An 11,797-nucleotide genomic window follows, 5' to 3' on the forward strand; every position below is an offset into this window, starting at 1 on the left:
TTTTGCTTAGTCCTCAATCTTTAACCCACTATTTTTTTTATTTGCTCTAACAAAACCTAGTATAGTTGGAACACCAACACCTAAAAATACTATTGCGTTTGTAAATATGGCAAGAGCTGCCTGAATTTTCATTTTATCTAAAGGTTCACCCATAACAAGCACGTCAAAACCTGCAGCAAATACAAATGCTAAGATAATACCAATCACACCTGTAATCACAAGATATGAAACATGGAACTTATTACATAATCCATCTTTTATACTAAATTTCTTGCATTTGAAAACTAGTCCCATAAAAAGACCCATAATACCAGAGCTTGCAACCCAGCCCCACCAGATTCCCCAACCGGCAATCATATCAGTTAACATATGTCCTAAAAACCCCATTGAAAATCCAACAAATGGACCAAATAGAGCAGAGAATATAGCAAGCAAAGCTATGGCAGGTTTTAATTGAGTGTTAGGTCCTATGGGTATTCCAACAAACCCTAAGGCTCCATAAAGAGCAGAAGCAACACCGATTGTTACTATTGTTTTTGTATCTATTTTGATCATATTACTCCTTTTTCTCCATTCGTTTCTTTATATTTAAAATTTATTAATGAACTTTTATATAAAAAAAATCTCTTTCTGATAAGAAAGAGATTATATGCGTAATCTTATCTTCCAGAATTCTTCTGTAGGAATTAGCACCTTTGTCTTTAGACCGGTTGCTGGGTTTCACAGGGCCAGTCCCTCCACCTCTCTTGATAAGTAATATTTAATTTTATGTGAGTTCCACAAAATATTCTACAAAATAAGTCGAAATTTGTCAAGTTTAAATAATTTACAAAATAATTACATTTATAAAGGACTTATGGAGGAAAATCATATTTTAAAGTATATTAATATTAATTAAAGTAAAAGTGGGGGGAATTTATGAGTAAATTAAAGAAATTTTTATCTATTATATTAATAGTAGGAGTGATAATTACTTGCGGGTTTACAAAAAGTGTTGATGGGGCTTCAGTATATGGGAACAGTAATTCAAATATTAGTAATGGAGGGTATGCAGCTGCAAATGGAAACTACTCTTATATAAGAAGTAGCAAGATATATAAAGAAACTAAAGAGGCAAATTATTACTATATTTACAGAACTTATAAAAATGGAAGTGCAAAAAAACAAATAGTAAATAATGCATCAGAAGAACCATACATAAATGTAGTTGGCAAGTACATGTATTATGTGGGAATATACGACTCTGGTAATAGGTATGGTATTTATAGAGTTAAAACTGATGGGACTGAGAAAACTAGATTAATAAGCAATTATGGATACAATCCAATTATAGTAAAAGATAATTATTTATACTATATAAAAGAAAGCGTAAATAGTAATTATGATGAAGCAATGTCTTTGCGTTGTTACAGCTTATCAGCTAAAAAGACTGTTTCAACATTATATACTACATCATCAAGAGTGATAGATAATATATCCTTATCTGGCGACTATATCTATATAGTAGCAAATGGATATGATAATTCTATAATATACAAAATAAACACAAAAACTAAAAAAAGAACTACTGTTTATAAATATAAATCTGGCAAAAAAGAAGAATCTTCTATAGAAGATATGGTTTACTATAAAGGAAACATTTATTATACAGTTTATAATGATAAGGATTCTTACAATGAAAATGACGATACTTGTGAAGTATATAAGATATCATCTACTGGAAAAAATAACAAATGTTTATCGAAAAATTTCACTTCAAGCATAAACTTGTACAATAATAAAATTTATTATATTAATTCAAGTGGCAATGTATGTTCAATGAATTTAGATGGAAGTAACAGAAAAACTATAAAAAAAACAAGTAAGCATCAATGGCATTATGGTATAAATATTGCAAAGAGCAGAATTTATTTTGGAAAAATAGTATTTGATCAATATGATGAATTTGATGATATACTTAGCGACAATATATATAGAACAACCTTATCGGGTGGTTCTATAACTAAAATGTAGAAACTATAAGAAAGACTGTAGTATAAGAAATTAAATTTATACTACAGTCTTTTGTTTTAAATTAATAATTAAGTTGTATATTACTATTATCTTTTAAATATTCGTTCTTATCCATATCAACATCGTTATTTATAAAGTCTTGTAGAACTTTTCTTGAGTTTAAATCGTATAACCAAACCCAACCAGCTTTTTTGTATGTACCACCTTTAATATGAACGTCATCTATTATTGGGAACTGCCCTTGTTTTATAGTTAAAGGCTTGAAGTTGTATGCAGTAAATGCTATATTTATTAAATCCTTTGGTGTAAGATTTGTAGATACATATGGAAGTAGTGTATTTAATAAACTAGGATATTTAGAAAAATCTTCTTGCTTCATAGTATTTATAACAGATAGCATAACTTCTCTTTGTCTCTCATCTCTATTTATGGCACTATCTACTTTTCTTATTCTCGTATAAGCAATAGCTTGATAGCCATTAATTCTTTGTTTACCTGAATGAGTTAGAAGTTCCATATTGCCCTTACCAGAATAAGTACATTGTTTGTAAGAACCTGGTATCATTTCATTTATAGATTTAATTTCATATTCTTTAATATCTACTTCTACTCCACCTATTGAAAATATAATATTCATTAAATTATCAAAATCAACTTGAATAAATTTGTCTAACTTTATTTGGAAATTTTCCTCTATTGTTTGGAATAGCAACTTTTCTTTACCCCAAAAATAAGCAGCATTAAGTTTTCCCTTACCTTTACCTGGAATATCAACATAAGTATCACGAGCAAGAGATGTTAGTTTAATATTTTTGTTGTTAGAATCGATAGTGGCAATCATCATACAGTCAGAACGATAGGCAAGTTCTTTCTCCCTACCATCAGTACCTAATAATAATATGTTAGTTATACCATCCACAGTTTCGTATTTTGATTTGTAAGCATCTTCAACTTTAGTGCTTGTTGTATTTAATTTACTATAAAAATGATAAAAAGTGAATAATGGAATAGCTATTATTAGTACTAATAAAATAACAGCAATTTTTGTAAATTTAAATTTTTTATTTTTTTGAGTCAAAAAATCCCCTCCATTTTTGATTTAATTGAAATTCATAATTATATTATAACAAATATTGTAAATTTACATGCTATAACATAAAAACTATACATATTTATATACTAATTCAACAAATACTAACTATTTAATTTATTTGATAAGATAAGTACTTTGGTATAAAGAAGTAATTAAATTATTTTGTTTGAAAAACTTACTAATATAAGATACAATAAAATTATTATATATAAACAAGGGGAATATAATGGATAACTATGTATATAGCTGCAAAGATGGCAAAGAAATAGTACCTATTATGGAAGAAATAATAAAAAATGGGGGACAGTGTAAACTAAGAGTAACTGGATATTCTATGATGCCCATATTAAAACACCTTCGTGACAGTGTAATATTAACATCGTCAAGAAACAGACAAATTAAAAAGGGTGAAATTGTATTTATAAAAAGGAACACTGGGCAATTTGTACTTCATAGGGTATATAAAATAATAGATGATAACACTTTTGTCATGAATGGAGATGCACAACAGTGGGTAGAAGTTGTAAAAAATAATCAAGTTATAGGAGTTTGCTCTAAAGTTATAAGGAATGGTATAGAGATTTCCTGTGACAACTGGAAATATAAAAGTATAATAAAAATATGGCAATTTTTTAGACCAATTAGAAACCACATTTTTAAAATTAATGCTATTATGAAAACAATTGTTAAAAGAGAAGGCGAATAAGGAGAGGATATATTTAATGAAGAAGGTATTAATGATTATAATATCTGCTATCTTAATATGTCTAATAGGTTTAGGCATCATAGGTTACTATGTGGAGAAAGATAAGGCAGCTGAAAAAACAAATGTAAAAACTGAAGAAAAAGCAGATCAAATTATTGAAGGAGAAAAGTTAATAGTTGATTCTGATAAAATTGATATCAATAAAATAGAAGGATATACTCCTGGTGAAGACTTATCAAGCCAGAATAATACAAATAATAACTTAGAACAAGAAAATAGTGAAGCTATAACTGTGGCAGGAATTAATCTTCCATATTCTATTCCTAATAAAAATATGGAAATCTTAAGCATAGGACAATATTCTGGAAAGTTTGTTGAAGATGGTAGTGATGTTAATAAAGAAAATGTTTTAGCCATAATAGTAAAAAATACCTCTAAAGAGGTTATAGATTATGGTGAAATTAATATGAAAATAATGGGTAAAACTAATGCTATAAAGTTTAAAATTACAAACTTAAAACCAGGAGTGTGTACACTTGCAATGGAATCAAGTGGTAAGATAGAGTTTAATCCAGATGATAAATATATATATATGAGTTCGAAAAATAATATGATAAATGATTTACCTACTATGGAGTCTCAAGTAGCTATAACTACTGAAAATAAAAAAATTACAGTAGAAAACTTAAGTGGTGAAAACTTAAATACAGTTTATGTATATTATAAAACTATTTCTCCAGGTGGATGCTATTTGGGTGGAATTACTTATCGTGTTAAATTTGAAAATGTTGAAAGTGGAAAAAGTGTAAGTTCTAATACTATACATTTTTCTAATGAAAAATGTGAAATTTTAAAAGTTGAATCAGTAAAAGAATAATATTATAAATTAATTAAAAGTAGTCGTAAAATACGACTACTTTCTTTATTTTGTTATAAAAATAACCAATATAAATAAATAATTTGAAAAGTAATGCTTTATTTTATAAAGTAACACATTGAAAAATAAGATTCCACTTGTTGACATTAAAGGCACACTAAAGTAAAATTTAATTGATGGTTATTTTTCATCTTGAAATTTATTTAGTAAATTAGCATATACTAAAATGATGAAAATTTTAAAACAAGGGGGAGGAATCATGGAAGTTAAAAAAGATTTCAATCTGCGTAAAATTGCTGGAGAATATATTCTTATGCCCAAAAATACATCACAAATAGGTTACAATGGACTAATTAGTTTAAATGAAGTTGAAGCTTTGGTTTGGAAAAATTTAGAAGACTGCAAAAGTGAAGAGGAGATACTTTCCTTAATTACTAACACATATATGGTGAAAAAATCAGATGCAAAAAAGGATTTAGGGGACTTTTTGAAGCAATTGGAAGCAGCAGACATAATATAAATAAATTAGTTATCTAATAAATAACATATATAACAAAAAAGATAGAGTAATAACTCTATCTTTTTTTATTTCAAAATAAAATCCAATTATATAGAATATTTGTGAAGTTATATTATAATACAGAAAAATGAGAAAATTTTGTATTTTAAATTATAAACATATAAAAAAATATTATTAATGCTATGATATACAATTGATAAATACTATACTTTAAGTGTAGGTAAATAAAGATTTATGGAAGGAGGAGGAAAACCTTCAGATGAAAAAATCTTATAAGTCAATCATACTCATAGGAATTATATTTATAATATTATGCATTTACCTTTATATTAGATATAGCGATTTAAATCATGTAAATGACTCAAGAATCATAAAAGTTGGTGTTTATGAATATGAACCTTGTTATTATATTGGTAAAAATCAAAAAGTAAAAGGCTACTATGATGATGTAATTAAAATAATAAATAGATATGATGAATATACTTACGAATATGAAATTTCATCATTTAAAAATACTATGGAAAAGTTAGAATGCGGTAAAGTGGATATTGTTGTTGGTTTAAATAAAACTGACGATAGAATGGATAAAATTGTGTATTCAGATAAATCTATAGGTGTTCAACGATATGGAATATTTTCTAATAATAGTGAAGTTATGTATGTAAATTTAGAGAATATGGAAAATTTAAAACTAGGTGTTATTAAAAATGAAAATAATGGAGAATACATAAAAGATTTATTTAAAAATAAAAATATTGATGTTAATACTATTGAATTTTATGAACAAGGGGATATGATAAATTCATTTAAGAGAAGAGATCTGGATTTGTCTATACAACCTATAAATAAACAGAATTATGGAAAACTAGTATATGAGTTTTCGACAGGGCCTGTTTATATAGGAGCTAGTAAGAAAAATAAAGATATTATTATTCATATTAATGAAATTGTAGAAAATAACAAAGAAGATATTTTAAAGGACTTAGAAAAGTCTTATAATAAATATTTTAAAATAAAAGAAAATAGCAAGATATTTAGGCATATCATATCAACTATGCTTATTATATCTATAATATTTGTTTTATCTAATTTTAGAAAAATAAAATCAATAAGTATAAAAATAAAAATAAAATATAGAATAAAAAATGATAAATATATACTTTACTATCAGTCCATATTTGATCCTAATGTGGAAAAAATAGTTGGATTTGAAGCTCTAATAAGACAAAAATGTAAAAATGGAAGAGTATTATCACCAAATTCGTTTTTAGATGAAGTAGAGTCTAATAATATGTTGCATAAATTATCTTTATGGGTTTTAGAAAATGTAATGAAAGATTATAAAAAAATACATGAAAAATATAGATTGGAAAGCGGCAAATATATTTCCGTAAATATTTCAGTTAATGAGCTTATTAATGATGATTTTATTAAAAAATCTATTGAATTAATGGAAAAATACAATCTATCAAGAAATTCAATTTGTTTTGAAATCATAGAAAGAGTAAAATCAGAAAGTATTAGTAAACTGTCTACATGTATAGAAAAATTAAAAGATGTAGGCTATTTAATAGCGATAGATGATTTTGGCATGGAACACTCTAATTTAGATTTACTTGGAAAAATTGAATTTGATATTATCAAATTAGACAGATATTTTATATACACTATATCTAAGAAATATCTTAAGGAAGAAATTATAAAGTTTTTATCAGCAGTATCAAAAAGAGCAGACAGTGTATTAGTTGTGGAAGGTGTAGAAACTGAAGAGCAAATTAATCTTATAAAAAGCATTGATAATGATAAAATATATGTGCAGGGGTATTACTATAGCAAACCATCTCCTATATAGTAGATAATAATGATGCAAGTGTTGCATCATTATTTTTTTTGTGAAAATTAGCTTGCATAATCGACAATAATTGTCGTAATTAGTAAGATAATTCTGTATATTTATGGAAATATAATAAATTAAAAAATGCCGTTGAAAAATAAAATTAATAGTGTTATTATAAATTGTGACAATTTCAGGTAACAAAAAAGGTTGTTACTGCGTGAACTCAAAATTTACAGAAGAAAAGGTTTATCTTGTAGTAAATGATGGGGATTATAAGGAGGAAAAGTTATGTCAAAAGAAACAAAAAAACTTACATTAGTACCTCTTGTACTTATGATATTCACATCGGTATTTGGATTTGCTAATATGCCTAAGGCATTTTTCTTAATGGGTTATTCAGCTATTCCATGGTATGTAATAAGTGCGGTACTATTTTTTATTCCATATGCTTTTATGATGGCAGAGTATGGTTCGGCTTTCAAGAAAGAAAGTGGTGGAATGTACTCATGGATGGAAAAATCAGTTGGTGGTAAATACGCATTTATAGGTACTTTTATGTGGTACGCTTCATATATGATTTGGATGGTAAACGTTTCATCAACTATATGGATACCATTATCAAACGCAATATTTGGTAAGGATATGACTAGTAGCTGGAGCTTATTTGGTCTAGGATCAGTACAAACATTAGGAATATTAGCAGCGATATGGATAGTTATTGTTACTTTTATAGCTACAAAAGGTGTAGAAAAAATAAGTAAAATAACTTCTGTAGGAGGAACTGCTGTAACAATACTTAACATAGTATTACTAGGCGGGGGTATTGTAGTAGTTTTAATGAATGGTGGTTTAGCAGAGCCAATAAATAATATAGCTCAAAGCTTTACAACTTCACCAAATCCAGAGTATTCAACTCCAATAGCAATATTATCATTCTTAACATTTGCAGTTTTTGCATTTGGTGGCTTAGAAGTTCTTGGAGGGTTAGTAGACCAAACAGAAAATGCTGAAAAGACTTTCCCAAAAGGTTTGGCTATATCAGCAGTGGTAATATCTTTAGGATATGCATTAGGAATATTTGCATGCGGTATGTTTGCCAACTGGTCAGAAGTAATGAGTGGTAGTAACGTAAACTTAGCAAATGTTACATATATATTAATGAGTAACTTAGGATTTAAAATAGGTGTTGGAATGGGGCTTTCTCAAGCAGCGGCATTAACAGTTGGAGCATGGACAGCAAGATTTGTTGGTCTTTCAATGTTCTTAGCTTTAACAGGAGCTTTCTTTACATTAACTTATTCACCACTTAAAACTCTTATCCAAGGTGCTCCAAAAGAAGTATGGCCTGGAAAACTTGGAGAAATAAAAAATGGAATGCCAATAAACGCTATGATAGTTCAAGCGATAATAGTAATAGTTATGATATTAATAGTTGCATTTGGTGGGGATGACGCAAAAGAATTCGTTGCTCTTCTTACATTAATGACTAACGTAGCAATGACTATACCATATATGTTCTTATCAGCAGCATTCCCTAAATTTAAAAAAAAGCAACTAAATGGGGAATTAGAAAGACCATTTGTTGTTTATAAATCTTATGGTTTAGCTATAGCAGCAGCAACAATGGTAACTGCTATAATTGGATTTGCAAATGTATTTACAATAATTGAGCCGGTAATAACTAGTACAGAAGGTTTAGTTAAGACACTTACAATGATAGGTGGACCATTACTATTCTCTGTAGTAGGGTATTTATTATATGCTAGATATGAAAAGAAATATATTAAAAATAAAAATAATACAAATAAAGTGGCATAATTATATGTAATGTGTTTAAAAAAGAAGGTGAATATTATTATCACCTTCTTTTTATTTGGAAAAATATCAATTTACCATTTATGAATACTTGTGGTTTTATAAATTATAGTATCTTCTAAGCCAAATGCTTTTTTGTTATCTTTATAAAATACCTCAATTACATATAAGATATTATCTTCCACTCTTTCTTTTTAACCATAGGATTGAATTTTTCTGATTTTTTTATTCTTTATAATCCATTTCTAAAATTTGATTATTGTTTTTTAATTTTTCCGTCGATATTGAATTCCCTACACAAATTTTACACAAAAATTTCTAAAATGTACATGGTATATTTACTTCATTCTTTAGTATATATCTTTAGTATATATAATTAAAAAATATTTTGAATATTCTAACTTTATAAAATTGAAGGAGTGACATTTTTGACCTATATTAATTAAAGTACTTTATAATGTTTATTTAATTTTTCATATGATTTTAAGAAAAGAAAATTAATGGCTTAAAAAAATAAATATTATGGTATGGAAAATGTTTTTTTTATTTTCATTGACATGAGTGTAAAATTAATATATTATTTATAGAATATAAATATATTTTTAACAAAGTTGCTATTTTAATATAAATAGTAAACTTAAGGGGGAAGTAGTTATGAAAATAAAAAAAGAGTTTTGTATGAGAAATATTTGTGGGGAAAATACCTTAGTTCCAATAGGAGAAACAGCATTATCTTTTAAAGGAATAATAAAGGTTAATAATATAGGAAGTTTTATTTGGAATAATCTTGAAAGTGCAAAAAATGAAGATGAAATCGTTTTTAAGGTTATGGATAAATATAGTTTAGAGCTGAATGAAGCAAGAACTAACGTTGACGATTTTATTAAATATTTAAAGAATGTAAATATAATATAAAATACAATATAAAACTGATGAGAATAAGATAAAAGAAAGTTGTCTATAAAATAAATAGTACAGCTTTTTTATTTTTATTAAAATTAATTAAAAAAAGAAATCGTTTTTACAAGATGGAATGAATTATTTTAAAATATAACATAAATGTCACATTAGTTTTATTGATAAAAGAAAAAAATTATGGTATTTTAAATTGTAGACTATTAGAAATTTAGCGAAAAAAGTAAAATATGCAGAAAGAGGGGAACTTATGGACAAATACCTTAGTAATAAAATTAAAAATATGTCTTTAATTATGACTTTCTTTGTTGTCGTTCTTCATTCGAACAACTTAGAAGATGCATCTATATTTAATGTAAATACATTAGTACAAAACTTTATAGGACAAGGAATTGTAAGAATAGCTGTACCTATGTTCTTTGTAATATCAGGATACCTATTCTTTTATAAATTTAAACCATCAACAGAGGCTTTTTTATCAAAATACAAAAAAAGATTTAAAAGTTTATTTATACCTTATTTTATATGGTGTACAGGATGGCTGATAATATTATATTTAGTAGAACTTACTGCTTTTGGTAGATCAATGTTCTCAGATAGAATAATAGCTGATTATAATGCTGTAGAATTATTTAAAAATACTTATATTTATCCTCTTCCATATCAGTTTTGGTATATTAGAGCCTTAATGATAAATGTAGTGATTTCCCCAATAATTTACTATGTTATAGACAAATTAAAAGGTAAAGCATTGTTAGTAATTACAGTATTTTGGTTCTTTGATGTTATTTATTACCCTATATTAATGTTTGCAATTGGTGCATGTTTTGCAATTGGAGACTTTGATATATACTTTAATAAATATAAAGATAAGGGATATTTATTTGGATTAGGTTATATATTAGCTATAATACTAAAAACTATTCTAATATATATGCCTCAAATACCAAATCACGAATATGTATTATTACTTGTTGAAAACATAATAATACTATGTGGTGTACCATTTGCATGGTTTGTTTATGATGTAATAGGAGAGCGATTTAAGAAAAAGTTTGATTTAGGAAAAGAAATGAAGCTAGCTAAGTACGGAATATTTATTTACTTCTTCCATATTCCACTACAATCAATTATTAAAAAGGTGTGGTTTAAAGTAATGCCAGTAAGTTCAACGAGTAGCTTAATTATTTTCTTTGTAGCACCAATAATAACAATAATAATATGCGCTTGTGTGGCAATATTTATGAGAAAATATATGAGAAAAATATATATGTTACTGACTGGTGGCAGATAAATATATTATAAATTAGAAATACCTACATTAATTTTAAAATGTAGGTATTTTTGATAGAAGCAAATTTTTATAAAAATTTATTTTCTTAAGGTTTAATTAAGCTTTTTGGGAAAAGTAAAGTTAATCAAAAGTGCTTTTGTAAACTAAAGGAGGTAAAATATGAAAAGAACTAATAAATCAGTAGGTTTGGTGATAATTACGCTATTTATAATACTTGGAACATTGTGTGGAGGAGCTTTAAAAATTAATGCATTGGAAAATGAAATAACTTCATCTACATATGTTGATGACAGCTCATGTACTAAATGCCCTTGTCCAAGAGTTAAATGGGGTTTGCTAAAAGAAAGTATAAATGAACTAAAAGAAAATGGTAGCCTAACGGAAGATGATGTGAAAAATATTAACTCTTATATGACAAAGGATAGAGAGTCCAAAGAAGCTGATATTAAAGAAAAAATTTATAAGATTGAATGTGAAAAAATAGACAGGATGGTAAGTGAAAAAGTTATTAGCAAGGAAAAGGGAGAAAAATTAAAAGAGGTTGTACAAGAAAATATACAAAATATGAAAAGAAACATGAAAATATTAAATAGTAAATAACTAAGATGGCCTGGTATTAAAACTAATACCGGGTCATTAATTATTAAAGCGAAAAAGGGTTTAATAATGATATATAAATATAAATGACGAACTAATATAGCTTTACTCTCATAAAATATTATAAAAA

At 26.5% G+C, this 11,797-nt stretch carries 11 protein-coding genes and 1 riboswitch; of the genes, 9 read left to right on the forward strand and 2 right to left on the reverse strand.

Annotated features, from left to right (window positions below; all coding sequences use genetic code 11):
• Window positions 1-6: 6 nt before the first annotated feature.
• Window positions 7-555: an ECF-type riboflavin transporter substrate-binding protein gene (locus TEGL_RS05135; RefSeq protein ID WP_018589116.1), complete on the reverse strand. Its 549-nt coding sequence runs from the start codon at window positions 553-555 to the stop codon at window positions 7-9.
• Window positions 556-656: 101 nt separating this feature from the next.
• A riboswitch (SAM riboswitch) is annotated at window positions 657-756 on the reverse strand.
• A gap of 162 nt (window positions 757-918) precedes the next feature.
• On the opposite strand from TEGL_RS05135, the gene TEGL_RS05140 reads away from it, so the two are divergent.
• Window positions 919-2,013 (forward strand): DUF5050 domain-containing protein, encoded by a 1,095-nt coding sequence (locus TEGL_RS05140; protein ID WP_018589117.1) that lies wholly within the window; start codon window positions 919-921, stop codon window positions 2,011-2,013.
• Between the two features lie 61 nt (window positions 2,014-2,074).
• Here the strand turns inward: TEGL_RS05140 and TEGL_RS05145 are convergent, their stop codons facing one another.
• Window positions 2,075-3,091, reverse strand: a complete 1,017-nt coding sequence (locus TEGL_RS05145) for an LCP family protein (protein ID WP_018589118.1) — start codon at window positions 3,089-3,091, stop codon at window positions 2,075-2,077.
• Between the two features lie 241 nt (window positions 3,092-3,332).
• On the opposite strand from TEGL_RS05145, the gene TEGL_RS05150 reads away from it, so the two are divergent.
• From TEGL_RS05150 to TEGL_RS05185, 8 genes are all read left to right on the forward strand, one after another.
• A complete protein-coding gene (locus TEGL_RS05150) occupies window positions 3,333-3,812 on the forward strand; it encodes a S24/S26 family peptidase (RefSeq protein WP_018589119.1) in 480 nt (159 codons plus the stop codon).
• Window positions 3,813-3,828: 16 nt separating this feature from the next.
• Window positions 3,829-4,689, forward strand: a complete 861-nt coding sequence (locus tag TEGL_RS05155; RefSeq protein ID WP_018589120.1) for a hypothetical protein — start codon at window positions 3,829-3,831, stop codon at window positions 4,687-4,689.
• A 259-nt stretch (window positions 4,690-4,948) separates the two neighbouring features.
• Window positions 4,949-5,209: a PqqD family protein gene (locus tag TEGL_RS05160; protein WP_018589121.1), complete on the forward strand. Its 261-nt coding sequence runs from the start codon at window positions 4,949-4,951 to the stop codon at window positions 5,207-5,209.
• A 259-nt stretch (window positions 5,210-5,468) separates the two neighbouring features.
• The gene (locus tag TEGL_RS05165) at window positions 5,469-7,061 is read left to right on the forward strand and encodes an EAL domain-containing protein (RefSeq protein WP_018589122.1); all 1,593 of its coding nucleotides are present in this window, start codon (window positions 5,469-5,471) and stop codon (window positions 7,059-7,061) included.
• Between the two features lie 273 nt (window positions 7,062-7,334).
• Window positions 7,335-8,864 carry a glutamate/gamma-aminobutyrate family transporter YjeM gene (gene yjeM, locus TEGL_RS05170; RefSeq protein ID WP_018589124.1) on the forward strand — a complete coding sequence of 510 codons (1,530 nt, stop codon included), beginning with the start codon at window positions 7,335-7,337 and terminating at the stop codon, window positions 8,862-8,864.
• A gap of 651 nt (window positions 8,865-9,515) precedes the next feature.
• On the forward strand, window positions 9,516-9,776 hold the full coding sequence (locus TEGL_RS05175) for a PqqD family protein (RefSeq protein ID WP_018589125.1): 261 nt from the start codon (window positions 9,516-9,518) through the stop codon (window positions 9,774-9,776).
• A gap of 250 nt (window positions 9,777-10,026) precedes the next feature.
• On the forward strand, window positions 10,027-11,070 hold the full coding sequence (locus tag TEGL_RS05180) for an acyltransferase family protein (RefSeq protein ID WP_018589126.1): 1,044 nt from the start codon (window positions 10,027-10,029) through the stop codon (window positions 11,068-11,070).
• 159 nt (window positions 11,071-11,229) lie between these two features.
• Window positions 11,230-11,670 (forward strand): hypothetical protein, encoded by a 441-nt coding sequence (locus tag TEGL_RS05185; protein ID WP_018589127.1) that lies wholly within the window; start codon window positions 11,230-11,232, stop codon window positions 11,668-11,670.
• Window positions 11,671-11,797: the final 127 nt, after the last annotated feature.

Origin of the sequence: Terrisporobacter glycolicus ATCC 14880 = DSM 1288, assembly GCF_036812735.1 — a bacterium.
Classification (GTDB): domain Bacteria; phylum Bacillota; class Clostridia; order Peptostreptococcales; family Peptostreptococcaceae; genus Terrisporobacter; species Terrisporobacter glycolicus.